The organism is Litoreibacter sp. JB4-2 (assembly GCF_055693445.1).
Genome location: NZ_CM146334.1, coordinates 2,180,487 through 2,206,614, shown reverse-complemented (window position 1 = coordinate 2,206,614; position 26,128 = coordinate 2,180,487). Strand labels below are relative to the sequence as shown.

The following is a 26,128-nucleotide window of genomic DNA, read 5'->3' as shown; positions in this document are numbered from 1 at the left end:
GCTGGCCATGTTTGGGAAATTGCGGATGCCGAAAATGCCGGTCCTGACAAAGCGCAAATGCGCTAAATGCGGGTCCTTCAAGATCGGCAAATCCTCTTGCATGTGTGAAAGACCCAAAAGCTGATGCACCTGATCGTGAACGAGTTCACCCTGGCCGCACTGGGGTTGGTCCTGCTGCTTTTCGCAGGCGACGCGCTGGTCAAAGGCGCGGTGAACCTGTCACTTCGCTTGGGCGTGCCCGCGTTGATCGTCAGTCTGACGGTTGTGGCCTTTGGTACCTCCGCGCCGGAGCTGTTGATTTCCGTGCAATCCATCCTCGACGGCCAGCCCGGGTTGGCCATCGGTAATGTCGTCGGCTCCAACACGGCCAATGTGTTGCTGGTTTTGGGTATTCCGGCGCTCTTGGCGGGGCTGGGTGCGTCTGCGTCTGACACAAGAAAAAGCTACATCACCATGCTTGCGGGCACCGTGCTGTTTATGGTTCTGGCCTATTTTGGCCCGATCACGTGGTGGCACGGGTTGATCTTGCTGACGGCCCTGGCGTTGTCGCTGTTTGACAGCTTCCGCGACGCGCGCACCCATATGAAAAAGGGCGAAGAAGAGGAAGAACCAGAGGGCGCAGACCCGAACCTTGCGGGCTGGAAAATTGCGGGGTTCCTGATCGCGGGCCTGATCGGGCTGCCGCTTGGCGCAAAGCTTCTGGTCGACAATGCGGTGATCATCGCCACCGATTTTGGCGTTTCCGCCACGGTGATCGGGCTGACCTTGGTGGCAATCGGGACATCGCTGCCTGAGCTGGCTACGACCGTTATGGCTGCCTTTCGCAAAAACGCGGATGTGGCGATTGGCAACGTCATCGGTTCGAACATGTTCAACCTGTTGGCGATCATGGGGATCGCTGCGCTTGTTGGCCCGATGCCGGTGCCGCCTGCCTTTTTGACGCTCGATTTGTGGGTCATGCTGGGCGCGTCGATCCTGATGGCACCGGTTGTGTTTCGCAATCTGTCGATGGGCAAAACATGGGGCATTGGGTTGACGCTGGCCTATATCGCCTATCTCTACATGGTGTTGAACAGCGGGGCGTAAATCATGAACAATGCAGCACTTGTGACCGGGGCAGGTGGCCGACTGGGCCGCGCAATGGCTGTGCGGTTGGGCGCGCGCGGCTACCGCGTTGCTGTCCACTTTGCGGGCTCGAAAGACGGCGCCGCAGAGACGGTCAAACTGATCGAAGGCGCGGGCGGCCAAGCCGTGGCGCTGCAAGCGGACCTGCTGGATATGGATGCGACAGAAGCGCTTGTCAGCCGCGCAGCGCAGGCGCTGGGCACACCACTGACTTGCCTGATCAACAACGCGTCTATCTTCGAATATGACACGATAGAAACGGCGACACGCGATAGCTGGGCGCGTCATATGGGCTCGAACCTGCAAGCGCCGTTTATTCTGGCGCAGGAATTCGTCAAACAAGCGCCCAAGGCGGTACCGGACGACATGGACGAACCTGAGGCGCAATGCGCGATCATCAACATGCTCGATCAGCGCGTGCGCAAGCTGACGCCGGAATTCATGACCTATACGATCGCCAAGATGGGGCTTTGGGCCTTTACCCAGACCGCCGCCCGCGCGCTGACGCCCGACATTCGGGTCAACGCCATTGGGCCGGGGCCGACACTACGTGGCGGGCGGCAATCGGAAGAGCATTTCGCCAAGCAGCGCGCCAACACGATCTCTGGCCGTGGGTCCAATCCCGCCGACATCGTCGCAGCGATGGACTATATCCTGTCCGCGCCAGCCCTGACTGGGCAGCTCCTTTGCATAGATGGCGGGCAGCATTTGGGGTGGCAGACCCCTGATGTTGTTGGCGTCGAATAGCGAAAAAATATCAGGAAAAAGTGGGTAGCGGCATTGACTTGTCCACTTCGAAAAAATCCGTCACGAATCTGTCATTAAATTGTTAATGTTTTCAGTGACTTGTAGTTTCACGGAAAAGTATCTATTGAAATCAATAACTTAAAAACTGCCTAAAAAATAGGCATTTAGATGTATCCGTAGAAAATTAACGAAAAAATCGGACTCAAAGAAGTTTCCCCACAAGGTTTTCCACAGAAGACGGGGACAGCTTTCTTCTTGATCCCATACCGCCCAAAGTGCAGGGCAGGAACAGAATCGGCTCGGAGAGGCATGCAAGACCACGCTGCAAATGATGAAGAAGGTGTGAAGAGCGGCCATGAGGTCGTCCAAGCCTATCTTAAGACGCTCGACAACTCGCCGGGTGTCTACCGCATGCTCGATGACCAGCAGCGCGTGCTCTATGTCGGCAAGGCACGGAACCTGAAAAAACGTGTCTCCAACTATGCCAAACCGTCAGGGCATTCCGCACGGATCGCGACCATGATTTCGCGCACGACGTCGATGATGTTTTTGACCACGCGGACGGAGACGGAGGCACTGCTTCTAGAGCAAAACCTCATCAAGCAGCTCAAACCCAAATACAACGTTCTGCTGCGCGACGACAAAAGCTTTCCGAACATCCTGGTGACCAAACATCACGGCTTCCCACAAATCAAAAAGCATCGGGGGGCGAAGAAAGAGAAGGGGGATTATTACGGCCCGTTTGCGTCGGCAGGTGCGGTCAACCGCACTCTTAATCAGCTGCAACGCGCCTTCTTGTTGCGCGACTGCACCGACAGCAATTTTGAAACCCGCTCGCGCCCCTGCCTGCAATACCAAATCAAACGCTGCTCCGCACCTTGCGTGGGGCATATCAATGAGGCCGACTACGGGGCTCTTGTCAAAGACGCCGAACGTTTCCTGACGGGGCGTTCAACCAAAGTGCAGGAGGTCCTGGCGCAAGAGATGCAAAAAGCATCTGAGGACATGGAATTTGAACGCGCAGCAGCTCTGCGCGATCGTATCCGCGCACTGACACAAGTTCAGACCGCGCAAGGCATCAACCCCAAAACCGTGTCAGAGGCGGACCTGATCGCCCTGCATATGGAACACGGTCAGGCCTGCGTGCAGGTGTTTTTCATCCGCGCCAATCAAAATTGGGGCAACAAGGATTACTACCCAAAGCTGCCCAATGACAGCTCGGCTGCGGAGGTGATGGAAGCCTTCATGGGGCAGTTCTACGGCGACAAAGAACCGCCACGCCAGATCATCCTGAGCCACGATATCGAGAATGATGACCTGATGGTCGAAGCCTTGTCGGAGAAGGCCGGACGCAAGGTCGAGATCCTTGTGCCGCAACGCGGCGAGAAGCTGGAGCTGATCGCAAGTGCCGCCCGCAACGCGCGCGAAAGCCTTGCGCGCAAGATGAGCGAAAGCGCCACGCAGAGCAAACTTTTGAAAGGCTTGGCTGAGGCGTTTGAGCTGCCAGAGCCGCCCAAACGGATCGAGGTCTACGACAACTCCCACATTCAGGGCACCAACGCCGTGGGCGGGATGATTGTGGCGGGGCCCGACGGGTTCATGCGCAACCAATATCGCAAGTTCAACATCCGTGGCGAGGAGCTGGTGCCCGGCGATGATTTCGGAATGATGAAAGAGGTGTTGGAGCGCCGCTTCAAACGCCTGCTTAAAGAAGACCCGGACCGCGATAAGGAGATGTGGCCTGATCTTCTGCTGATCGACGGTGGCGCGGGCCAGGTCAGCGCGGTGCGGGAGATTATGCGCGAGATGGGCGTGGAAGACATCGCCATGGTCGGCGTCGCTAAAGGCGTGGACCGCGACGCAGGGAAAGAGGAATTCCACCGCACTGGCCAACGGCCTTTCGCGCTGCGCCACAACGACCCGGTCTTGTATTTCGTGCAACGCCTGCGCGACGAGGCGCACAGGTTCGCCATCGGCACCCACCGGGCCAAACGCGCAAAAGCGCAGATCAAGAGCCCGCTTGATGAAATCGAAGGTGTCGGCCCAAAGCGCAAGAAAGCACTGCTGCAACATTTCGGCTCCGCCAAGGCCGTGGGGCGCGCGAATTTGGCCGACCTGCGTGCTGTCGATGGGGTCTCGGAGGCCATGGCGCAAAGCATCTACGACTATTTCCATGAAAAAGGATGAGGTTTCGCCCCGCTAACGCGGGCCGATCCGCTGGGGGAGGGCTTTGCCCTCCCCCAGACCCCCTCCCAGAATATTTTTGAAACAATGAAGGGAGCTGCGGCGCGCGAAGATGGCTTCCCCCTTTCAGCCATGCGCGTTAGAACCCTGCTATGAACTGGAATATTCCCAATATTCTGACGTTGTTGCGTCTGCTCGCCGCCCCCGCCGTGGCGATCATGTTTCTGTATTTTTCGCGGCCCTGGGCCGATTGGTTCGCGCTGATCCTTTTTGTGGGCGCTGCGATCACCGACTATGTCGACGGTTACCTGGCGCGTGCCTGGAAGCAGGAAAGCAAGTTTGGCGCGATGCTGGATCCGATTGCCGATAAGGCGATGGTGATCATTGCGCTTTTGGTAATCACCGGGTTTTCGGGCATGAACCCGTGGATCTTGCTGCCCGCAACCGTGATCATTTTCCGCGAAACCTTTGTGTCCGGTCTGCGTGAATTTCTGGGCGATACGGCAGGCACGCTTAAGGTCACCAATCTGGCCAAGTGGAAGACCACCATGCAGATGGTGGCGATCGCCGTATTGTTCGCCACAGGGCTGTTTGAGCATGAGTTCCTGGATCGCACCACCGGCATGGATGACGCGGTTCTGGCGGGCATCATGGAGGGCAGCGCGCCGGACCCTCTGGGGCTTTTGTGGTACGCAAATGCGTCCAACGTGACCTTTCTGATCGGTACCGGGCTGCTGATCGTGGCGGCCGTGCTGACGCTGGTGACCGGCTTTGATTATCTGCGCAAGGCGATGCCGCATCTCAGGGAGGATGCATAATGCTGGACGTGCTTTATTTTGCTTGGGTGCGCGAACGGATTGGCCTACCCAAAGAACGGGTTGAGACATCCGCCGCCACAGTGATGGATCTGGTCGAAGAATTGCGGGCGCGCGAGGCGCGCTACGCCGCAGCTTTCGCCGATATCAGTGCCCTGAAGGTTGCGATTGACCAAGAACTGACCGAGTTCGACGCGCCACTTGCAGGTGCCCGCGAGGTTGCGTTTTTCCCGCCGATGACAGGCGGTTAACCCATGACTGTGCGCATCCAGCAAGAGCCGTTCGACCCGGGCGCGGAGCTGAACGCGTTTTCCCAAACGACATCAGATGTGGGTGCGGTGGTCAGTTTCACTGGCTTGGTGCGCGACGTGGCCAACGGGTTGGAGGTGATGGAGATCGAGCATTACCCGGCCATGACCGCCCCCGCGATTGATGCCATGCTGACTGAGGCCCGCGCACGGTGGACCCTGTCGGACGTGTTGGTCATTCACCGCTTCGGTCCGCTTCGGGCGGGCGATACGATCATGATGGTGGCGACGGCGTCCAAACACCGTGCCGATGCTTTTGCGGCGGCTGATTTTTTGATGGATTACCTCAAATCCCGGGCACCGTTCTGGAAGAAAGAAGTGACCGGGGCAGGGTCCAGTTGGGTCGACGGCAAATCCGAGGATGAAGACGCGCTCAAACGCTGGCAGCCTTAGCGGCGTAGCGGCTTGGCCGAGCTTACTTGCGTGGCCAACCTGTTTTCCCGCCAGACGGCGTAGAGCCCGGAACATAAGATCAGCACGATGCCAATCCAGGCGAGTAAATCCGGCCATTCGCCGAACACCACGATGCCCCATAAGATGCCGAATGGAAGCGCCAGATATTCGAATGGCGCGACCAGCGCCGCCTCCCCCAAACGGTAGGCTTGGCTGATGCAGTATCCGCCGATAGACGCGAAGACGCCGAGCGCCAACATGATGATAAGGTCAAGCCGGGCGGGCCAGCCCCAAGGCCGGAACAGAAAATCCAGCGAGGCGGCGCCCGTCTCATAAAATTGCCCGTCGCCCATCACCAGCCCCAAAACGGAGCAGAGCACCAGAAACATGACTTGGATGTAGAATGTCATCGACACTGCGTTCTCCGTGTCGCGCATGTAGCGCGTCATAATGTGCAGGCCCGCATAGCCAAACGCCGCGGCAATCGGCAAAAGGGAGGCGATCTGAAAGCTGTCTGATCCCGGGCGCAGCACGATGCCCACGCCCAGTAAGCCGACGGCAATGGCCATCCAGCGCCGGGGTCCCACAGTTTCGCCCAAAAACAGAACCGAGAATATGGTGATCAGAAACGGGCTGACGAAAAAAAGCGCCACGGCGTCGGCCAGAGGCAGCACCGCCAACCCCAAAAAGAAGGTCATGTTGGCGAAAAACACGCAGGCGGCGCGCGCCATGTGCAGCATGGGTCGGCCTGTGCGTAACAGGTGAAACCCGCCCGCCAGCGGCGCCATGATTAGCACCGTCAGCAGCAGCCCCATGATGGACCGCGTCAACACGATCTGATGCAGGGCATAGTCGCCGCTGAGAAATTTCATCAGCACGTCGTTCATGGAAAACAGTGTAACGGCGATGCCGGCAAAGGCCGGGCCGATCATAGTGGGGGACAGTCTGGGCATGGAAGCTGCGCCTTTCACAGGCAACACTGATCCTTTTTCAGCCAAGGTCTAGCCCTGACGCGACACGCGTTTGGCAATTCGGTGTCGGGCCTAGCTGGTGCCGGCGCGTTCCAGCATGCCGCGCAGTTCCTCGGCGTCGCGACGGGCGTCGCGCAACCCGTCCATGGCGGCGCTCAGCTCGGCCTCCGTCTGTGACAGCTGGTTGGTCAATTCGGCCTCGCGCTGCTGCAGGTAGGTGATCGCCTGATCGCGCGTTTCTTCTGCGTCATGCAGCGCTTTCGACATCTGGTCCAGCTCTGCGACATCCGCGGTCGAGACGCGGCTCAGGCGTTGCACCAGCCAGCAGGTCAGGTAGCCGACGGTAAAGGCCACCAGCAAAATGATCGTGGTGGCGATGACAAACTCAGTTCTGTTCACTCTCGGCCTCGGTTTCCGTGTCAGTATCGGGCGCAGCTGCTTCAGCAGTGGGCGCGGCGCGTGCGTCTGTCAACAGTTTGAACTCGATCCGGCGGTTGGCTTCGCGCCCGGTCTCGTTGTCATTGTCGGCAATCGGTTCCGCTTCGCCGTAGCCCTTGGCGGTCATGTTGCTGGTCAAAACCCGGCGTTCCTGTAGGGCAAACAGGACCGAATCCGCGCGTTGCTGGCTGAGGGTTTCGTTCATGATCTCGCGGCCCTGGCTATCGGTATGCCCGCCAATTTCCATCTTCACGCGGTCGCATTGCTTGGCGATCTCGGCCATGGCGTCCAGCGTGCCGGTCGCCTCCGGCGGGATCTCGGCTGAGGATGGCGCGAACACAATCTTCCCAGCCGTCAAAATAGCGTTGATCCGGCTTACGCATTCCTGCGGTGTCGGAATGTTCAACGTGGTATCAAGCAGCTCGTCATAGCGGATCGCCAACTCGAAATTCTCGGCGTTCTGCAATTTGTCGGCCAGCAGACGCGACACGGTGTCGGACGCGTTTTGGTCCCCGCTGACCCCGCGCAGCTCCAAATAGTCTTCCTGGACGATCAGCGCGCCGTTTTCCAAAAGGGCGAGCGCTTCTAACCCCGCCAAAACCCGCACCGGCCAATCGGCGGCCAGCGTTTCATCATCGCGGGTCGCAAGATAAACATTCTCGCTCCCAAACTGCGCCCGCGCGAAGGAGCCGACGATCTCTTCAACCCCGTCATTGGGCAGACGGCCCCGCAATTGCAGCAAACCTTCGGGGCTGTGGGTGGCCACGAATTCTTGTATTTCGGGCTCGCCTTCGCCGTTCACTTCGGGGGTCTCGGGCAAGGTGGCGTAAAGCGAAAAAACTTCCGGCAGGGTCGCGTCCAGATCGCCCACAACGCGGTCAAACGTGGCCTGCGACGTGCCCTCCAACGCGACAAGCGAGACATCCGCGTCCGAAAATGTCAGCGACCCGCCACCCATGGCTTTCAAGCCCTGCATCGCGATGCCCACGGCTTTGGCCCAATTGGGCGACGGCACGCCCAATCCAAGCGCGCAGCTAGGGCGCGGCGGCAAGCTGCCCGCGTCGGCGGCGGCCCGCAAAATCGCGCGGCGGGTCTCTTCTGTATCCGCAGAACAAGCATCAAACGAGCCCGCGCCGTCCACAAGCTGGTAACGCAGGGTAAACGGGCTGATCACCGGGCGCGGCGCGCTGATATTCAGCAAGAGCTGCACATTTGTAGGCGCGGCGCGGGCCAGTTCCGCCTCGATCCGGCGCTTTTCTTCAGGGCTGTCGCTGATCGCAGTGATCTCGACCCGCCTGGCCGACACCGAAATCTTGGACCGTGGCAGGTCGTTTAACGCCCGCGTCGCGTAGCCAATCGCCGCCTCCCAGCCGCGCGGGGTCGGGAAATTGGCGGTCTCCAGCATCTCGGTGACCTTGCTGTCGTCGGTCATCACCTTCTCAATCGTGTCGGTAAACGCTTCGCGCCCGGCCTCTGCAGGGATCAAGCCGATCAGGGAAATGCCGGACTCGTTGCGTAGCATCTCAACCGTAAATTCCGGCGCTTCCAGGCGGGCGGAAGCCGCCACGCCCATATCGTCAACAATGCGGTCCGGATCGACCGTGCGGCCAACAATGCTGACCACGCGGAACCGGGTCGCTTCATCGGGGGCTGTGCCGCTCAAGATCACTTGCAATCCGTCCACGGCCACATCGGCCCAGTCATGCGTGCCGTTGATCAATGTGGTCCGAACCGCTTGTTCGGTGCGCTGCTCGATCCAGTCAAGCGCCAGCACCGCACCGCCGACAGAGGCGGCAGCACCGAACAAAAAGGCGACAATCGTCTTGGGTGTGATCACGGGTTAAAACTCGTCATGTGTGGCTCGCACTGTCTTAACGGTGGCGCCGGGTGGTTTCAATCAAAGCAACGCGGCGACGGCAAGAAACAGCACGGGGATCAGCCCTGCACCGCGGTTCGAGCGAAACAGCCGCATGCAGTTTTCCCAATCATCTGTATCAAGCTGGCGTAGCTGCCACAGCATATGCCAGCCAAACCCCCAGGCCCCTGCAAGCGCTAGGACCAAGGCCAGTACATTGCGATCCGCCACCAGCGCCATCATGATGGCAAGTCCCATCAAGACCACGCTCGCGATCAGGAAAAACCGCAGCCACGGCACCGTATTCTCGCCAAACAGCCGCGCCGTGGATTTGACCCCGATCAACGCGTCATCTTCTTTGTCCTGATGGGCGTAGATCGTGTCGTAAAACAACGTCCAGGCGATGCCCGCCACGTATAAAACAACCGGCGGCCAGCTCAGCGTGCCGGTATGCGCCACCCACGCCAAAAGCGCGCCCCAGTTAAACGCCAGCCCCAAAAACACCTGCGGCCACCAGGTAAATCGCTTTGCAAAGGGGTAAACTGCCACAGGCAGCAGCGACAGAACCCCCATGCCGATTGCGGCCCAGTTGAACGTGAACAAAATGCAGCAGGACACCAAGGCCTGAATGACCAGCCAGATAAATGCGCCGCGCACAGTCACTTGCCCCGACGGAATGGGCCGTGACCGGGTCCGCGCCACCTGCGCGTCAATCTCGCGATCCGTGATGTCGTTCCACGTGCACCCCGCCCCGCGCATCAGGAATGCGCCAATCGCGCAGCCCAGCATGATCCACAGATCAAACAGCCGAAATTCGGTCGCCGCCGCCGCCAAAAGAACACCCCACCAGCACGGCAAAAGCAGCAACCAGGTCCCAATAGGCCGATCCGCCCGGCTCAGCCTGAGATAGGGCCGCGTCCAAGCGGGCGCCAACCGGTCGACCCAATTGTCCTGAACCGCGTCAATAACTTGGCCCGCAACTTCATCCTCTGGCGTTCCAGCACTCTCGGTCATAGGTTGCCCTCATGGCAAATGCGAAGATCAGATTATCTGTAGACCACGACCTGTCCCCGGGCAATTCGGTTCCCGTCGACCGGGATCAGGCCAACTATCTATTCAACGTCATGCGCCTGAGCGTGGGCGCGTTGATTTTGCTCTTCAATTCCCGTGACGGCGAATATTTGGCCGAGGTCGCGGATGCGGGGAAACGCCGCGGCCTGCTGCTGGTGAAGGAGCAAACCAAGCCCCTGCACATGCCCCCCGACCTTTGGCTGCTTTTTGCGCCGATCAAAAAGGCCCGCACTGATTTCATCGTTGAAAAAGCCGCCGAGATGGGCGCCGCCCGCATCTGCCCCGTCTCGACGGAGTACACAAATTCCGACCGCATCCGTCAGGACAAGCTGCATGCCCACGCCATGGAAGCCGCCGAGCAATGCGGCGGCACTTATGTCCCCGAAGTGGCTGAACTGACCAAGCTCAGCGCCGTTCTGGACATTTGGCCCGAGGACCGCCAGCTCATGTTCTGCGACGAGGCGCGCATCGGCCCCGCCGAGACGCTCAGCACCGCCAAACCAGGCAAATGGGCCATCCTCATCGGCCCCGAAGGCGGCTTTTCCGACACGGAGCGCACCCGCCTGCACGCCATGCCCCAAACCACCCCCATCAGCCTCGGCCCCCGCATCCTGCGCGCCGACACCGCCGCCGTCGCCGCCATGACAATCTGGCAAGCGGCATTGGGGGATTGGACATGATCCGCCCCGAAATCGCAGCCCTATTCATCAAATACCGAGAGGTCATCGCGGCCGTAGCGGCGGCCTTCGCCGGCATTTGGGTGATGAGCTGGACAGGCTGGTTCTGGACAGCGATTGGCGCCGTGATCGTGCTGGCGGGCGCGACGCTGGCCTATACCGCGCTCAGGCGCATGCGGTTCCAGTCCGAGCAGATCGGCCCCGGGGTCGTCGAGATTGACGAACGCCAGATCAGCTACTTCTCTGCCTATGAAGGCGGGGCGGTGTCCATCAACCAGCTCGCGCGGATCTCGATCATCGGCAATCAGGGCGGGCAATGGGGCGACACCAAACATTGGGTGCTGGAGGAAGACGGCGGCACGCTCATCACCATCCCCAGCTCCGCCGCCGGTGCCGAGAAGTTGATCGACGCCTTCGCAGCGCTCGATGGTGTCGATTTTGACCGTGCCAGCAAGGCCCTGAACAGCTCCGGTGCGGCATCGCACATCATTTGGCAAAAGCCGCGCACTGCGTTGCATTGACTTCCCCGCCCGCGCGTTTCATCCCTTACGCTCCAGCGACCAGATCGGAGCCAGCACATGTCCATCCCTCAATCCGGCGGCGGCCCAATCACCGACCATGCGCAGCTTGCGGGCTACCTGGAAGACGGCTGTAAGCCCAAAGAAGACTGGCGCATCGGCACCGAGCACGAGAAATTCGGCTATTGCAAAGACACCCAATTGCCGCTGCCCTATGAGGGCGAGCGTTCGATCAAAGCCATTCTCACCGGCCTCAAGGATGAATTCGGCTGGGAGGCCGTAAACGAAGGCGACAACATCGTGGGCCTCGTCAAGGGCGGCGCAAATGTCTCGCTGGAACCCGGCGGTCAGTTGGAGCTGTCCGGCGCACCATTGGAGACCATCCACGAGACCTGCGATGAGGTGAACCAACACCTCAAGGAAGTTCAAACCGTCGCCGACCGCATCGGCGCGCAATTCATCGGGCTTGGCGCAGCACCCGAATGGACGCATGAGCAAATGCCGCTCATGCCCAAGGGCCGCTACAAGCTAATGGACGCCTATATGGGCACCGTCGGCACCCACGGCACGCAGATGATGCGCCGCACCTGCACCGTGCAAGTGAACCTCGATTTCTCGTCCGAGGCAGACATGGTCAAAAAAATGCGCGTGGCCGTGGCATTGCAACCCGTGGCGACCGCGCTGTTCGCGAATTCACCGTTCTTCGAAGGCAAACTGAACGATCACAAATCCTGGCGATCCCGCGTTTGGCGCGGACTGGACAACGCCCGCACCGGCATGGTGCCGTTCATCTTCGATGAAGGGTTCGGGTTTGAAGCTTGGGCCGAATGGGTGCTCGATGTGCCGATGTACTTCGTCTACCGCGACGGGGTTTATATCGACGCTTTGGGCCAGTCCTTTCGCGATTTCCTGAAAGGGGAGCTGCCCGCGCTTCCCGGCGAAACCCCAACGCTGTCAGACTGGGCCGACCACCTGACCACCGTTTTCCCCGAAGCCCGCGTTAAGAAATTCATTGAAATGCGCGGCGCGGATGGCGGTCCGTGGCGGCGCCTTTGCGCGCTTCCTGCGTTCTGGGTGGGGCTGACATATGACCAAACCGCGCTCGATGCGGCATGGGATTTGGCCAAGGATTGGGATGCGGAGACGCGTCAGGCGTTGCTCGTCGAGTCCTCAGAGCGGGGACTACAGGCCGAAGCAAACGGGATCAAAATGCACGATCTCGCGCGGGAAGTTCTGGATATCGCCGAGCTGGGCCTCAAAAATCGCGCCCGCCCCGGTGCTGGTGGTCTGGTCCCCGACGAGACGCATTTCCTCAATGCCCTGAAAGACAGTGTTGAAAGTGGCGAAGCCCCCGCGGACGAGCTGCTCCGCCACTATCATGGTGATTGGAATGGCGACATATCCAAAATCTATGACGCCTTTAAATACTGAAGCTTAGGCGACCGGATCGGGGCCGAACCGGTTCTCACCCTCTGTGCCTTTCATGGCGCAGATGATCAGCAAAGCAATAGCGCCGATAAACGGGAAGAAGATCATCAACACCCACCAGCCGGACATATCCTTGTCGTGCAAACGGCGCACGGCAACGGCAAGGGACGGCAACAAGAGCGCAAGTGAGATCAGCAATCCGACGACACCAATTTGCGAGCCGAGGATCCCGTCCAAAATCCCTCCGACAATCTGAACCAGAAAGCTGAACAAGAAGAACCACCAGAACTCAGCGCGTCGCGCCCGACCATTAAAGTCGACATATTTATTCAAACAGATTTTGACGGCGTCCATAAAGCCCATGGATCAGATCCCTTTTTCTTTTTTAACTTTGGTTAACGTGACGCAGCTTTGTGCTGGGACCAAGGCGAAAATTGGGACTATTTCGACTTTTTGCCAATGCGTGACTCGGTGCCCGCAAGAATACGTTTGATATTCGGTGTGTGACGCATCCAGATCAGTGCTCCCAGGCATATTGCCAATGCAATCATCTGCGGCAGTCCCAACAGCGCCAGCCAGACCGGAACCAGCAGTGCCGCGACCAGGGCCGCAAGCGACGAGATGCGGAAAAGAGCGGCGACAACAAGCCATGTTAGGCAGGCGGCAAGGCCCGCGAGAAACGACAGCGCGATCAACGTGCCCAGATAGGTCGCCACGCCCTTGCCGCCTTTGAAGCCCAGCCAGACAGGGAACAAATGGCCCAGAAAGGACATCAACCCCGCAAGCTGCGCCGCGTCTTCGCCCACCAAAGCCCGCGCCGCCAAAACCGCAATCGCGCCTTTTCCTGAATCAAGCAATAACGTCGCCAAAGCGGCCGGTTTCGACCCCGTCCGCAGCACATTCGTCGCCCCAATATTGCCCGACCCGATCGCGCGCAAATCGCCCAGTCCAAACACCCGCGTGATCACCAAACCGAATGGGACCGATCCCAAAAGATAGGCCAGCACAGCCACGACGCCCAAAACGGGCAGGGCGGTCACAATCTCAGGCATCATGCCAAATCCCCCGTCAAACGCTGCGGCTCTCCACCGGCCGGGACAAACAAATACGGCTGCAACGCGCCACCCCGGCGCAGGCAGTAAACATAGTCCGACTGTCGCAACGCGCTAGCCGCGATACCGTCCAAAGTCGCAATCATCATGTCTTCAACCCCGTTCAGACCGGCAGGCGCCACAAAAATCTGGGTCTCAAAAGGATGCGTCAACAGCAGCGCATCAGCGCCGCAGCTGTCGAGAAAGCCGTCAAACACTTGCGGCATCGCCAGGATCATCGGCGTCGCCTGTGCCATTCCCACGATCTCAATCATGCTCAGCGCGGGGGTGCCATCTGCCGGTCGCATCCGTGTTTTGTGCCCGGCCGCAGAAAACGCCTTCAGCGCCTCTTGCAAAGCGGTCGCACCACGTGAGCCGACCGCGTCATGTGCCACGAAGCCGCCCTCCGGGTCGCGCAGCATGAACACCAGATCCGCCATAAACGGCGCGGCCCATGGGCCGGAGTATTCTTCCGGCAGCCCGTTGGTTTCAATCATATGCACCATCAACGCGTCCGCCTCCGGGCCCAGCTGGTCAAAATGGCGGATCGCGGGTTGCCACCCCGTCCGCGCCTTCTTCTGCCCCAAGCCAAACACCGGCGGTCAGGACCCGTGGGAATAAACGCAGGCACCGCCAACAAACGTCATCAAAACCCGTCCCTGCATGCGCTGCCCGTCAAACGGGGTGTTCTTCGATTTCGACTGTAGCGTCAGACGGTCAAGCACAAAGGGCGCGTTCGCGTCGAACAGCACCAAATCCGCCGGGGCACCGGCCTCCATACGTCCGCCAGCCAGCCCCAGCCGCTGCGCCGGATTGAAAGACATGGCGCGAAACAGCGCGGGCAGGCTCAACTGCCCTGCATGAAACAGCCGCATCGCGGCGGGCAGAAGCGTCTCCAACCCCACCGCGCCGGAGGCCGCCTGCTCAAACGGCAGCCGCTTGCTTTCTTCGTCCTGCGGGGTGTGCATCGAGCAAATGATGTCGATCAGCCCGGCCCCCACAGCCTCAACCATCGCGACGCGGTCTTCCTCAGACCTGAGCGGCGGTTTCACTTTGAAAAACGTGCGGTAGTCGCCGACATCCAGCTCATTCAGCGTCAAATGGTGGATCGACACGCCCGCCGTCACATCCAGCCCCGCCGCTTTGGCGCGCTCCAATGCGGGCAGGGCGGCGGCGCTTGAAATCTGGTCCGCGTGGTAGCGCGCGCCCGTCGCCTCCACCAAGGCCAGGTCGCGCTCCAACCCCATCCGTTCGGCCAGGGGCGATACCGCGGGCAACCCGCGCAATGAGGCGAACTTGCCAGACGTCACCGCCGCCCCGTCGCTTAGAATCGGCTCCTGCGGATGCCCCATCACCAAAGCGCCGAGGGAGCGCGCATAGACCATCGCCCGGCTCAGCACCTTGGTGTCGCGCACCACATGGTCGCCATCCGAAAACGCCACGCAGCCCGCGTCTTGCAAGAAACCCATCTCGACCATCTCGCGCCCCGCGCGTTCCTTGGTCAGCGACGCCATTGGCGCCAGCCGGACAGCCATCATCTCCGCGCCGCGCCGTTTGGCAAATTCCAGCGTCTCGGGCGTGTCGACCACCGGGATCGTGTCGGGCCGCGTCACCATGGTCGTGACCCCGCCCGCCGCTGCCGCTGCCCCCGCCGTGCGGAAGCTTTCCTTATGCCGTTCACCCGGTTCGCAAACCTTGACGCCAATGTCGATAATGCCCGGTGCCAGGTACTTGCCCGCGCAATCTGTCCGATCAACGGCTGAAAATCTTTGGTCGTTTAGATCAGTCTCTTGCGCAAGAACCGCGCCAATCTGCCCGTCCTCAATCAGGAGGTGTCCCGGCGTTTCGCTTCCCTCGTCCGGGTCGATCAGGATGGCGTTGGTCAAAAGCATCACAAAAACCCTCTCATCATCAGAAAAACTCTCGTCCGAATACGATGATTGCGGCCAAGATGAATGCGGTCACAATGGCCAACATCCGCATGCGCCCGCGCGACATCGGCTCTTTGTTTGGCTCGGGCTTTGCTTCGGGTTCAGGGGCCGGGGGAGACGTCGGCTCTGCAGCTGTAAGAGCGCTCGTGGAATGGTCTGGTTGAGCCATCGGCAGGTTTGCAATCAATGTCAGCTCCACCCCGGTTTTGACGTCGCCGGCCAGGGCCTGGCTTGGGGTCAAAAGCACATGACCTTCCAATGCATTCATCCGGGCGCACAGCGCCGCCTCTGGCGCTGCCTCCAGCTCAAAGGCCTTGGTCACATAGTCGGACAGGAGCATTCCGGCCAGATCGCTTGTTGGAAAGAGTTCAATCTCATCGGTGTTCAAACCGCCCTGACGCAGTCCCAACCAACCGGCCAGATCGGGCAACTTTGGCGTGTCTTCTGAGGCGCGGCTGAGAAAGGTGTGGCGCACCTCCAGCGGCACATTTACCGCAAATATATTAAGCATCTCCGCCATCACCCACCAAACCAGATCAAAAAATAGGTAAACGCCGCAAGCCCCAGCAACGCGTACATCGCCACCTTGCCCGACATGCGCGGATCTTTGGGCTCTTCGCTCACACCATCACCCCTTGCGGCTTCATTTTGCGGGCGCGCACAAGTAGCTCCATGCAAGCCATGCGCACTGCGACGCCCATTTCGACCTGCTCTTGAATGACGCTTCGGTTGATGTCGTCGGCCAGCGTGCCGTCAATCTCGACGCCCCGGTTCATGGGGCCGGGATGCATCACAATCGCGTCCTCTTTGGCATGGCTCAGCTTCTCGGCATCCAGCCCGTAGCGGTGGTAATACTCGCGCTCTGACGGGATAAAGCCGCCATCCATGCGCTCGCGTTGCAGCCGTAGCATCATCACCACGTCCACGTCCTCCAACCCTTCGCGCATGTCCTCAAAAACCTCGACCCCGAAATGGTCGATCTCGGAAGGCATCAGCGTCGGCGGGCCTACCAGCCGCACCCGGTTTTCCATCTTGCCCAGCAGCAAGATGTTCGACCGCGCCACGCGGGAATGCGCGATATCGCCGCAAATCGCCACGCTCAAACGGTGCAAACGCCCCTTGGCGCGCCGGATTGTCAGCGCATCCAGCAACGCCTGCGTCGGATGTTCATGCTTGCCGTCACCCGCGTTCAGCACCGCGCAATTGACCTTTTCCGCCAGCAGGTTCACCGCGCCCGAATGCGGGTGGCGCACGACCAGCAGATCGGGATGCATCGCGTTCAGGGTTAGCGCCGTGTCGATCAGGGTTTCGCCCTTTTTGATGGATGAGGCCTGCATCGCCATATTCATCACATCCGCGCCAAGACGCTTGCCCGCGATCTCAAAGCTGGCCTGCGTGCGGGTGGAGTTCTCAAAGAACATGTTGATCTGGGTCAGCCCGGCAAGGGTATCACCATGTTTGCGGTCGGAGCGGTTCAGCGCCACATATTGTTCGGCCAAATCCAGAATTTCAGTGATTTCAACGGGGGAGAGATGTTCGATCCCAAGCAAATGCTGCGCGCGGAATGTCATGTCTGCCCTTTCGCTATTCACGGCGTTATAGGGCCGGGGCCGGGGTCGGGCAAGCGTTGAAGCGATCCGCCCGGCATCGCCGGGCAGCGCCCGGACCTCCCCCATGGGGAGGGCGCTTTGCACCCACCCCGAGGTCCGGACGCCGCCCTGTGTCACCAACCCATTTACCCCATCCCACCCGCGCCCTAGTTTGATCCCAATGGAATCATCCCTTTCATACGCGGAAGCCAAAGCGCTCTTGGAATGGCAGGTCGACCTCGGCGCGACTGAGGCGATCTCAGAGACGCCCATAAACCGTTACGAGACCCCTGCCAAACAGCCCAAACCAAAGCCGGAACCCGCAGCGCAACCAAACATCGTCCAAGCCCCCAAACTCGACCCGATAGCAATTGCCGGGGCCGCCGCGCAGAACGCCGCTGATCTCGATGCGCTTAAAGCTGCCATGGCCGGGTTCGACCACTGCGAGCTGAAAAAAGGCGCCCGCTCGCTGGTCTTTTCTGACGGCAACCCAGCCGCCCGCGTCATGATCATCGGTGAGGCCCCCGGCCGCGATGAGGACCGCGAAGGCAGGCCATTTGTCGGCCGCGCGGGCCAGCTGCTGGACGCCATGTTCGCCGCCATCAACCATGGCCGCGCCGACGCCGAAAACCCGCTCTACATCACCAATGTCATGCCGTGGCGCCCGCCCAATAACCGCGAACCCACGCCCGATGAAATGGCGATGATGCTGCCCTTCCTTGAACGCCACGTGGCCCTTGCTGATCCCGAAATCCTGGTCCTCATGGGCAATGTCCCCTGTCAGGCGGTGCTGGGCAAAAAAGGCATCACCAAGCTGCGCGGCCAATGGGCAGAGGCCTGGGGTAAGCCCGTGCTGCCCATGTGCCACCCCGCCTACCTGTTGCGCCAACCCATGGCCAAGCGGGAGGCATGGGCCGACCTTCTGGACCTGCAAGCAAGGCTGCGCCCATGACCGAACGCCACTTCATCCCTATCCGCATCGCGGTCCTGACCATCTCAGACACGCGGACCGAGGCTGATGACAAATCCGGCAACACCCTCGTGGACCGGCTGCAAAACGCGGGCCACATCCTCGCCGTCCGTATGATCCTGCCAGATGAACGCGCCCAGATCGCCGAGCAGCTTCGCGCATGGTGCGCCGACAAAAACATCGACGTGGTCCTGTCCACCGGCGGCACCGGCCTGACCGGGCGCGATGTCAGCGTCGAGGCGCACCGCGATGTCTACGAGAAGGAAATCGACGCGTTCGGCACCGTCTTCACCCATGTCTCCATGGCCAAGATCGGAACCTCCGCCGTGCAAAGCCGCGCCACGGGCGGGGTGGCGCAAGGCACGTACCTGTTTGCGCTGCCCGGCAGCCCCGGCGCGTGCAAGGATGCATGGGACGAAATCCTCGTCCACCAGCTCGATTACCGTCACAAACCGTGCAATTTCGTCGAAATCATGCCCCGTTTGGACGAAAATCAGCGACGGAAATAACATTCTCGCGCGTTTAACCCCTGAAAATTGGACGCCTCGCGCCCAAAGGCCTACATATACACTCGTGTCGTAACCCGGAGCCTACCTCATGCGTTTCTTCCGTCGCAGCCTTACGGGCATGTTTTTGCTGGCCCTGACCGTGGGTCTGCTCAGCCTCGCGGGCGACATGGTCTACAGCGCGTTGCAGGCCAGCTGGGCCGAAGAAGACCGCGCACGGCCCGCGCGCGAACGCGTGTTCTCCGTGGCCGTCGCGCCGCTCGAACCCACAGAAATCACCCCCGTCCTGACCAGTTTCGGCGAAATCCGGTCCCGCCGCACGCTCGATCTGCGCGCGCCCACCGGCGGTCGGGTGGTCGAATTGGCCCTGAATTTCGAAGAAGGCGCGACCGTCACCGAAGGCCAATTCCTGGCCCGCATCGACCCATCCGACGCGCAGGCAGCACTCGACGTGGCGGAAACGGACCTGCTGGAAGCCCGCGCCGATCTGATCGAAGCTGAACGCGCCATTTTGCTGGCAAAGGATGAGCTGCAATCAGCCCTCGACCAGGTCGACCTACGCGCCCGCGCGCTGGACCGCCAAAAAGACCTGCTTCAGCGCGATGTCGGCACCACCGCTGCTGTCGAGACGGCGGAGCTTTCCGCCTCAACCGCCCGCCAATCGGTCCTGTCGCGCAGGCAGGCCCTGCAAACCGCCGAAGCGCGTTTGGAACAGACCAAAACCCTGATCACCCGCCGCGAAATCGCCCTGCGTGACGCCGAACGCAAGCTCGCCGAAACAGAAATTTTCGCCAAATTCGACGGGCGCCTTTCCGACGTTGCGGTCACGGCGGGCGGGCTTGTGGCCAACAACGAACGCCTCGCCCAGCTCGTTGACCCGGACGCTTTGGAGGTCGCATTCCGCGTCTCCACCTCGCAACACGCGCGCCTGATTGATGAAGCGGGCCGGCTGACCCAAACCCCTGTTGAAATCCGCCTCGAAGTGCTTGGCGCCGATCTGGTCACTACCGGCCAGCTCACCCGCGAAAGCGCCGCCGTGTCTGAGGGCACAATCGGGCGCCTGTTATTTGCCGAAGTCGACAGCGCCAGCGGCCTGCGCCCCGGCGATTTCGTCACCGTGCTTGTGCAAGAACCCAGCTTGCGGCGTGTGGTGCGTCTGCCCTCCGCCGCCGTGGCCGCCAATGGCACGATCTTGGTTCTGGGCGATCAAGACCGGCTAGAGGAAGCCCCGGTTGACCTGCTGCGCCGCCAAGGCGATGCGGTCATCATCCGCGCGCGCGGCCTCGCCGGGCGTGAAGCGGTGCAAGAACGCAGCCAAAATTTGGGCGTGGGTATCAAGATCAAACCGATCCGGGACGCGGGTGGCGCCGCCCCGGCGGAGCCTGAGCTGGTCGAGCTCGACGACGCGCGCCGCGCCCGGATCATCGCCTTTGTCGAGGCCAATTCCCGCATCCCCGACGAGGTCAAAACTCGCATGCTCGGCCAGTTGCAGGAGGCCAAAGTGCCTGCACGCATGGTCGAACGGCTCGAATCCCGGATGGGCAGCTAAGCCATGCGCGCGCGGATCAAATCCGGGGCAGGCGGCGCGCTGTCTTACTTCACCCGGCACCGGACGGCGGCAAACCTGCTCCTCGTGATCCTGCTGGCATTGGGCGTCGCCGCCGTGCCGAACATGCGGACGCAATTCTTCCCTGATGTCATCGTCGACAGCGTCAATATCAACGTAAGCTGGGACGGCGCGGGCGCTGAAGACGTAGACCGCGCTATCGTGCAATTGCTGCAACCCGCGCTCTTGGCGGTTGAAGGCGTCGAAAGCTCCGAAGCCTCGTCGCGCGAAGGCCGCGCCAATATTTCGCTCGATTTTGAACCCGGCTGGGACATGGGCCGCGCCTCAGATGAGGTGCAAAGCGCCGTCGATGCCGTCACCGATCTGCCCGAAGACGCAGAAGAGCCAGAGGTGCGCCGCGCCGCGTGGCGTGACCGTGTCACCGATGTGGTGATCACAGGCCCCGTCGATGTGGCGCAGCTTGGGCGCTTCTCGGACGAATTTGTCACGCGCCTGTTCGCGGCGGGCGTCACCCGAACCACCATTCGCGGCATCGCGGCCCCGCAAACCATCGTAGAAGTTCCCTCGCAGGCCCTGATCCAGCATGACGTCACCATGGCAGAGATCGCGACTGCCATCCGGGGGAGGCCTCAACAGACCCCGCCGGTGACGTCGCAAGCGGCGGCGCGCGGGTGCGCACCGGTGTCGCAAAGCGCGATGCGGTCGAAATCGGCAACATCGTCTTGCGCTCCAACGAGGACGGCTCGCAATTGACCGTTGGCGACGTGGCGCGTGTCATTGTTGAAGGCCCCGACCGCAACCGCGCTTATTTCCGGGGCGACAATCCCGCCATCTCAATCCGGGTCGACCGCAGCGGGCAGGGCGACGCAATCGGCATGCAGGCCAGCGTGCAACGCGTCGCCGATGAACTGGCCGCAACCTTGCCGGAAGGCACCTCAATCGATCTGATCCGCACCCGGTCGGAGGCCATCACTGGCAGGCTCGACATCCTCGTCGATAACGGTCTGATCGGGCTTGGCCTCGTCGTGTTGCTGCTGTTCCTGTTTCTCAACGCCCGCACCGCGTTTTGGGTCGCCGCAGGGGTCCCCGTCGCCATGCTGGGCGCAATCGCGTTGATGTATATCGCGGGGCTGACGATCAACATGATCTCGCTTTTTGCGCTGATCATCACGCTGGGCATCGTCGTTGATGACGCCATCGTCGTGGGCGAGCACGCTGATTTCCGCAACAAGTCGCTGGGCGAAGACCCCGTCACCGCGGCCGAGAACGCCGCGCGCCGCATGGCCGCACCCGTGTTTTCGGCGACTATCACCACCGTCATCGCCTTTTTCGGACTGGTCGCAATCGGTGGCCGGTTCGGCAACCTGATCGCCGATATCCCCTTTACCGTTATCGTGGTGCTGATCGCCTCGCTGGTTGAATGCTTCCTGATCTTGCCCAACCATATGAGCCATGCGCTCAAAGCCTCCGCCAAGGAATATTGGTACGATTGGCCCTCGCGCACCGTCACCAAAGGCTTCAACTGGGTGCGCGAAAAGGCGTTCCGCCCGGCCATGCGCTTCGTGATCTGGGCGCGCTACCCGGTCTTCGCGCTCGCCTTCGTGGCGCTTGCCAGCCAGGCGGCGCTGTTCATCAAGGGCGACGTGACGTGGCGGTTCTTCAACGCGCCCGAACGCGGCTCGGTTTCCGGCAATTTCTCCATGCTGCCCGGCGCCACGCGGGCCGACACGCTGGAGATGATGCAGGAAATGCAGCGTGCCACCGATCAGGTCGCTGCGGATTACGTCGAACGCTACGGCACCAGCCCGCTGGTCTATGTGCTGGCCGAAATCGGCGGCACATCCGGTCGCGGCCTATCGGGTCAGGACAGCAAGGACGCCGATCAACTAGGCTCCGTCTCGATTGAATTGATCGACGCCGATCTGCGCCCCTACTCTTCGTTTCAATTCGTGGGGGAGCTGCAAGACGCCGTCCGCCGCCACCCGATGGTTGAGGAAATCAGCTTCCGCCGCTGGCGCTCCGGCCCCGGGGGCGACTCGCTCGATGTGCAGCTCTTCGGTGCGGACGCGCAAACGCTGAAAGACGCGGCTGAGGCCTTCAAAACCCAACTCGCCCAATACCCCGAAATCTCCGCCGTCGAGGACAGCCTCGCCTATGATAAGGAAGAACTCATTCTCGATCTGACGCCGCAAGGTCAGGCCTTGGGCTTCACCATCGACGGGCTGGGCCGGGTGCTGCGCAACCGCCTGAACGGGATCGAGGCCGCCAGCTACCCCGACGGCCCCCGGTCCGCCACCATTCGCGTCGAACTGCCCGCCGGTGAGCTGCAGGCCGACTTTCTGGAACGCACCTATATGCGCGCGCCCGCCGGCGCCTACGTGCCGCTCGAAGACATCGTCAGCGTCACAAATCGCGTGGGCTTTTCCACCGTGCGCCGCGTCGACGGGGTGCAGCTGATCTCCGTCACTGGTGAGATATCCGAAGACGACCCCGCCCGCGCCGCCGAGCTGACAGAGATCATAAATACCCAGCTCTTGCCCGCGCTAGAGCAGGATTTCGGCGTCGCCTTCCAGCTGTCAGGCCTGGCCGAGCAGGAAAACCGGTTCCTAAACGAGGCGTTCACCGGTTTCGTGCTGTGCCTGCTGGGCATCTATCTGGCGCTCGCCTGGGTCTTCGCCAGTTTCAGTCGACCAATCGTGATCATGGCGATCATCCCCTTCGGGCTGATCGGCACCATCTACGGCCATTTCGCCTGGGACGTGCCGCTGTCGATGTTCACGGTGGTCGGGCTCATCGGCATGACCGGGATCATCATCAACGATTCCATCGTGTTGGTCTCGACAATCGACGAATATGCCGAGGATCGTGGCATGATCCCGGCCATCATCGACGGTGCGGCGGACCGGCTGCGCCCGGTGATGCTGACCACGCTCACAACGGTTTTGGGCCTCGCGCCGCTGCTGTTTGAAAGCTCGGCGCAGGCGCAATTTCTCAAACCCACTGTCATCACGCTGTGCTACGGGCTGGGCTTTGGGTTCTTCCTGATCATGATCGTGGTGCCCTCGCTGATGGCCATTCAGGAAGACATCTCCCGCCAAAGACGCGCGCTGCGCCGCGCCCTGCGCCGCCACGGTGCGCCAAAGCTGCGGTTGCTGACGGCGGCACAGATGTTGGCATTGGCAGGCGTCTTTGCGGCCACGGTCGGCGTCGCGTTCTGGCAAGGCGCGCCGCTGCCGATCTTCGGGGCGGCAGTCGCATCCATGCCGCCGGTTTTGGGTGGGGTTGTGCTGTTTTTAGGGCTCAGCGCGGCGCTGTTGGTTGCGGTCTGGGCCGCTGCCGCCATGGCGCACGCTTTGCAGCGCAAACAGGCCTAGCCGCAGCCGCGCAGCTCAACCGCATCGGTGGTGGTCAGCAGGGTAAAGCGCAATGTCGTCAGATCAATCTCGCTGCTCACCGCTTGTGGCAAAAGCCGCACTTTGGCGCTGACCCGGTCGCCGTCGCGGGCGAAAACCGGCTCGCTGATCCAGATCGCGGGGTCATCCAGCTCTACGACCGATGCTTCGCTGCGCCCTTCCAAAACGGGGATATCAGCGCTGAGCGACAGGAAATATTCACCATCCTTGCGCGTCAAACGGCAGCTCAAAGGCGCATCCAGCGGCGCGGGGCGCTGCGCCAAGGCCAGCCGGATCGGCTCTACGGCTTGTGTGGCGCCAGCGGTCAGGGTCGCGCTCACGCGCATGTCGACCGGCAGGCACACCTCTTTGCACACACCCAGTCGCAACCGCAGATCAGCCTTTATCGGGGCGTCCTGGGCGGGGTGAAACAGGATTGGCAGCACGACATCGCCCGCATAACCAAGCGAACGCACGCCATTGTCGCGGTACACGCGCGGGCGCGGCCATAAAATATGCGCCTCCGCAAGGTTTTGCGACCCGTCCCACGACATCAATGTCGGCAAGCCGCCATCCCCGGGCGCGCGCCAATAGGTCTTCCAACCCGGCGCCAGCTCAAGTTTTAGCGCGCCGTAATGCGCCCCGTCCTCATGCCGCCAGCCATGCAGGAAGCTCACTTTGATCACGCTGCTGATGGCGTTCACCTCCTGCGCGCGCGCGGGCAAGCTCGCGGCGTAAAGCAGCGTCAGGGCCATAAGGGCGGTATGCAGACTCGCTCGAAACATCTGAGGCACCCTATTAAACAGGGGTTCACACGGGAAATCACGTCTAAGCGAGACTTTGCTACAATGCGCTTAACGCAACAGGTGCGGCAGTCTTCCCCCTTGAACCTTGCCGTCGCAGGCCACAGCCTAGGGGTATGGCTGATACATCCGAATCCTTCGACCTTAACGGTAAACTGCTGATCGCGATGCCCTCGATGGGCGATTTGCGCTTCGCCCATAGCGTCGTTTTCATCTGTTCGCATTCTGACAAGGGGGCGATGGGGCTGATCGTCAACAAGCCTGCCGAGGACCTGAAATTCAAGGACCTGCTCAAGCAACTGGAAATCGAAAGCCCGCCCGGCGCGCGGTCCATCCGGGTGCATATGGGCGGTCCGGTCGAATTTGGCCGTGGCTTCGTCCTGCACACCGCCGATTACGGCGAGACCGACAGCACCCTGCGCGTCGATGACGGCTTCGCGATGACCGCAACGCTGGATATCCTCGAAGATATCGCGATGGGCAGCGGTCCTGATCAGGCGCTTCTGGCCATGGGCTACGCAGGCTGGGGTCCGGGCCAGCTGGAGGGCGAAATCGCCCAAAACGGCTGGCTTATCGGGGATGCCACGCAAGGTCTGGTCTTTGGCCGCAACGATTCTCGCAAATGGCAAGACGCGCTTGAAGATATGGGGATTAACCCGCTTTTGCTGAGTGCTGAGGGCGGGCGGGCTTAACCCCTCCCTAGCCTCTCGGCGCTGCCGCGCGCCCTAGCCGATCACGAATTGCGTAGCCCAAACCCTGGCCCGGTATTGGGGCCACTGTAAAATGGTCAAACCCGCCTGAAACGGCCAAATGATCCATCTCCCGCAACATCGCGAACAGGTTCGCCGCCGCCTGCACAAGGTCGCCGCTCGCCGACAGATTTAAAACGGCGTCCCCGGTCCCAAACCCAAGATGCGGGGCCTCCCCGGCTTCCGAGACGTCCAAGATCACGCCAACCTCCGGCGCGTAATGGGAACTCAGTTGCCCCGGCGCGCTTGGCGCATCGGTCGTGATCGCAGACGCCGCGACGTCATATCCCAGCACGCGAGAAGCCGCCTCAGCGCTCACGCCGCCCGGGCGGAGCAACGCAATAGGATCGCTGCCAAAAATACTTGATTCCAACCCAACCTTGCAGGGGCCGCCATCCAATACGGCCGCAATCCGGCCCGACAAGCCCTCCAAAACATGCGCCGCTGTGGTCGGGCTGATTTTGCCCGATGGATTTGCCGATGGCGCCGCAACCGGGCGCCCCACCGCGCGCAGCAAGGCGCGTGCCACTGGGTGGGCCGGGACCCGCAAAGCGACCGTATCAAGCCCTGCAGTGACCAGCGGCGACAATCCGTTATTGGCGCGCAATGGCAGAACCAGCGACATCGGCCCGGGCCAAAAAGCCGCCGCCAAAGCGCGTGCGTCGGGCGTCATCTCGACCAGCCCCTCTGCCAGCGATGCATCCGCCAAATGCACAATAAGCGGGTTGAAACTGGGCCGCGCTTTGGCCTCAAATATCCCCGCAACCGCTTGGTCGTTTGTCGCATCCGCGCCCAGCCCGTAGACCGTCTCTGTCGGGAAGGCCACGCATTCGCCCGCGCGCAGCAGCGCCGCCGCAGCGTCCAAATCCGCTTCCGTCAGCCTCTGCGTCACCCTGTCGCTCACCTGTTTTCCCCGTTATGACGCTGCGTCGGTCTTGATGCATACCGGCGCACGCGGCACTCTTTGCCTAGATTTTGAAGCCTTTAGCCGATCCCGGCC

General features: G+C 61.2%; 25 protein-coding genes and 1 pseudogene. 14 read left to right on the top strand and 12 right to left on the bottom strand.

Going from position 1 to position 26,128, the window contains the following annotated elements:
- Positions 1-123 precede the first annotated feature (123 nt).
- From ACZ1G7_RS10970 to ACZ1G7_RS10945, 6 genes are all read left to right on the top strand, one after another.
- Positions 124-1,086 carry a calcium/sodium antiporter gene (locus ACZ1G7_RS10970; protein ID WP_472659445.1) on the top strand — a complete coding sequence of 321 codons (963 nt, stop codon included), beginning with the start codon at positions 124-126 and terminating at the stop codon, positions 1,084-1,086.
- A gap of 3 nt (positions 1,087-1,089) precedes the next feature.
- Positions 1,090-1,872 (top strand): SDR family oxidoreductase, encoded by a 783-nt coding sequence (locus ACZ1G7_RS10965; protein WP_472659444.1) that lies wholly within the window; start codon positions 1,090-1,092, stop codon positions 1,870-1,872.
- 309 nt (positions 1,873-2,181) lie between these two features.
- Positions 2,182-4,059, top strand: a complete 1,878-nt coding sequence (gene uvrC / locus ACZ1G7_RS10960; protein WP_472659443.1) for an excinuclease ABC subunit UvrC — start codon at positions 2,182-2,184, stop codon at positions 4,057-4,059.
- A 149-nt stretch (positions 4,060-4,208) separates the two neighbouring features.
- On the top strand, positions 4,209-4,874 hold the full coding sequence (pgsA, locus tag ACZ1G7_RS10955) for a CDP-diacylglycerol--glycerol-3-phosphate 3-phosphatidyltransferase (RefSeq protein WP_472659442.1): 666 nt from the start codon (positions 4,209-4,211) through the stop codon (positions 4,872-4,874).
- Complete coding sequence (gene moaD, locus ACZ1G7_RS10950) at positions 4,874-5,122, top strand: molybdopterin converting factor subunit 1 (protein ID WP_472659441.1); 249 nt, start codon at positions 4,874-4,876, stop codon at positions 5,120-5,122. Before pgsA ends, moaD begins: the two co-directional genes overlap by 1 nt.
- Positions 5,123-5,125: 3 nt before the next feature.
- Positions 5,126-5,572, top strand: coding sequence for a molybdenum cofactor biosynthesis protein MoaE (locus ACZ1G7_RS10945; protein WP_472659440.1), 447 nt, complete (start codon positions 5,126-5,128; stop codon positions 5,570-5,572).
- On the opposite strand, the gene ACZ1G7_RS10940 is transcribed toward ACZ1G7_RS10945, so the two are convergent.
- The 4 genes from ACZ1G7_RS10940 to ubiA form a co-directional block, all read right to left on the bottom strand.
- A complete protein-coding gene (locus tag ACZ1G7_RS10940; protein WP_472659439.1) occupies positions 5,569-6,525 on the bottom strand; it encodes a DMT family transporter in 957 nt (318 codons plus the stop codon). The two genes, ACZ1G7_RS10945 and ACZ1G7_RS10940, sit on opposite strands and share 4 nt — an antisense overlap.
- 90 nt (positions 6,526-6,615) lie before the next feature.
- A complete protein-coding gene (locus ACZ1G7_RS10935; protein ID WP_472659438.1) occupies positions 6,616-6,942 on the bottom strand; it encodes a hypothetical protein in 327 nt (108 codons plus the stop codon).
- The gene (locus ACZ1G7_RS10930; RefSeq protein WP_472659437.1) at positions 6,929-8,818 is read right to left on the bottom strand and encodes an OmpA family protein; all 1,890 of its coding nucleotides are present in this window, start codon (positions 8,816-8,818) and stop codon (positions 6,929-6,931) included. Before ACZ1G7_RS10930 ends, ACZ1G7_RS10935 begins: the two co-directional genes overlap by 14 nt.
- A gap of 60 nt (positions 8,819-8,878) precedes the next feature.
- Entirely contained in the window at positions 8,879-9,850 is a 972-nt protein-coding gene (ubiA, locus tag ACZ1G7_RS10925; protein ID WP_472659436.1) for a 4-hydroxybenzoate octaprenyltransferase, read from the bottom strand.
- A gap of 11 nt (positions 9,851-9,861) precedes the next feature.
- Here ubiA and ACZ1G7_RS10920 point away from each other — a divergent pair, with 11 nt between their 5' ends.
- The 3 genes from ACZ1G7_RS10920 to ACZ1G7_RS10910 are packed head-to-tail and all read left to right on the top strand — an operon-like array spanning position 9,862 to position 12,533.
- Positions 9,862-10,587, top strand: coding sequence for a 16S rRNA (uracil(1498)-N(3))-methyltransferase (locus ACZ1G7_RS10920; protein WP_472659435.1), 726 nt, complete (start codon positions 9,862-9,864; stop codon positions 10,585-10,587).
- Positions 10,584-11,105, top strand: coding sequence for a hypothetical protein (locus tag ACZ1G7_RS10915; RefSeq protein WP_472659434.1), 522 nt, complete (start codon positions 10,584-10,586; stop codon positions 11,103-11,105). Before ACZ1G7_RS10920 ends, ACZ1G7_RS10915 begins: the two co-directional genes overlap by 4 nt.
- A gap of 57 nt (positions 11,106-11,162) precedes the next feature.
- Positions 11,163-12,533 (top strand): glutamate--cysteine ligase, encoded by a 1,371-nt coding sequence (locus ACZ1G7_RS10910; RefSeq protein WP_472659433.1) that lies wholly within the window; start codon positions 11,163-11,165, stop codon positions 12,531-12,533.
- 3 nt (positions 12,534-12,536) lie between these two features.
- Here the strand turns inward: ACZ1G7_RS10910 and ACZ1G7_RS10905 are convergent, their stop codons facing one another.
- From ACZ1G7_RS10905 to ACZ1G7_RS10880, 6 genes are all read right to left on the bottom strand, one after another.
- Complete coding sequence (locus ACZ1G7_RS10905) at positions 12,537-12,893, bottom strand: DUF805 domain-containing protein (RefSeq protein ID WP_472659432.1); 357 nt, start codon at positions 12,891-12,893, stop codon at positions 12,537-12,539.
- Between the two features lie 77 nt (positions 12,894-12,970).
- Positions 12,971-13,582, bottom strand: coding sequence for a glycerol-3-phosphate 1-O-acyltransferase PlsY (plsY, locus tag ACZ1G7_RS10900; protein ID WP_472663717.1), 612 nt, complete (start codon positions 13,580-13,582; stop codon positions 12,971-12,973).
- Positions 13,582-14,208 (bottom strand): hypothetical protein, encoded by a 627-nt coding sequence (locus ACZ1G7_RS10895; RefSeq protein ID WP_472659431.1) that lies wholly within the window; start codon positions 14,206-14,208, stop codon positions 13,582-13,584. Before ACZ1G7_RS10895 ends, plsY begins: the two co-directional genes overlap by 1 nt.
- Before the next feature lie 15 nt (positions 14,209-14,223).
- Positions 14,224-15,513, bottom strand: coding sequence for a dihydroorotase (gene pyrC, locus ACZ1G7_RS10890; RefSeq protein WP_472659430.1), 1,290 nt, complete (start codon positions 15,511-15,513; stop codon positions 14,224-14,226).
- Positions 15,514-15,532: 19 nt separating this feature from the next.
- Positions 15,533-16,063, bottom strand: coding sequence for a hypothetical protein (locus ACZ1G7_RS10885; RefSeq protein WP_472659429.1), 531 nt, complete (start codon positions 16,061-16,063; stop codon positions 15,533-15,535).
- Positions 16,064-16,172: 109 nt separating this feature from the next.
- The gene (locus ACZ1G7_RS10880; protein ID WP_472663716.1) at positions 16,173-17,123 is read right to left on the bottom strand and encodes an aspartate carbamoyltransferase catalytic subunit; all 951 of its coding nucleotides are present in this window, start codon (positions 17,121-17,123) and stop codon (positions 16,173-16,175) included.
- Between the two features lie 199 nt (positions 17,124-17,322).
- On the opposite strand from ACZ1G7_RS10880, the gene ACZ1G7_RS10875 reads away from it, so the two are divergent.
- From ACZ1G7_RS10875 to ACZ1G7_RS10860, 4 genes and pseudogenes are all read left to right on the top strand, one after another.
- On the top strand, positions 17,323-18,093 hold the full coding sequence (locus tag ACZ1G7_RS10875) for a uracil-DNA glycosylase (RefSeq protein WP_472659428.1): 771 nt from the start codon (positions 17,323-17,325) through the stop codon (positions 18,091-18,093).
- Positions 18,090-18,620 carry a molybdenum cofactor biosynthesis protein B gene (gene moaB, locus ACZ1G7_RS10870; protein ID WP_472659427.1) on the top strand — a complete coding sequence of 177 codons (531 nt, stop codon included), beginning with the start codon at positions 18,090-18,092 and terminating at the stop codon, positions 18,618-18,620. The genes ACZ1G7_RS10875 and moaB overlap by 4 nt, the downstream gene beginning before the upstream one ends.
- A gap of 88 nt (positions 18,621-18,708) precedes the next feature.
- Positions 18,709-20,166 carry an efflux RND transporter periplasmic adaptor subunit gene (locus tag ACZ1G7_RS10865; protein ID WP_472659426.1) on the top strand — a complete coding sequence of 486 codons (1,458 nt, stop codon included), beginning with the start codon at positions 18,709-18,711 and terminating at the stop codon, positions 20,164-20,166.
- 3 nt (positions 20,167-20,169) lie between these two features.
- Positions 20,170-23,558 (top strand): annotated as a pseudogene (locus ACZ1G7_RS10860) (efflux RND transporter permease subunit).
- On the opposite strand, the gene ACZ1G7_RS10855 reads toward ACZ1G7_RS10860, so the two are convergent.
- Positions 23,555-24,361, bottom strand: coding sequence for a protein-disulfide reductase DsbD domain-containing protein (locus ACZ1G7_RS10855; RefSeq protein WP_472659425.1), 807 nt, complete (start codon positions 24,359-24,361; stop codon positions 23,555-23,557). The pseudogene ACZ1G7_RS10860 and the gene ACZ1G7_RS10855 sit on opposite strands and share 4 nt — an antisense overlap.
- Positions 24,362-24,495: 134 nt before the next feature.
- On the opposite strand from ACZ1G7_RS10855, the gene ACZ1G7_RS10850 reads away from it, so the two are divergent.
- Entirely contained in the window at positions 24,496-25,071 is a 576-nt protein-coding gene (locus ACZ1G7_RS10850) for a YqgE/AlgH family protein (RefSeq protein ID WP_472659424.1), read from the top strand.
- 7 nt (positions 25,072-25,078) lie between these two features.
- On the opposite strand, the gene ACZ1G7_RS10845 is transcribed toward ACZ1G7_RS10850, so the two are convergent.
- On the bottom strand, positions 25,079-26,032 hold the full coding sequence (locus ACZ1G7_RS10845) for an L-threonylcarbamoyladenylate synthase (RefSeq protein ID WP_472659423.1): 954 nt from the start codon (positions 26,030-26,032) through the stop codon (positions 25,079-25,081).
- Between the last annotated feature and the right edge of the window lie 96 nt (positions 26,033-26,128).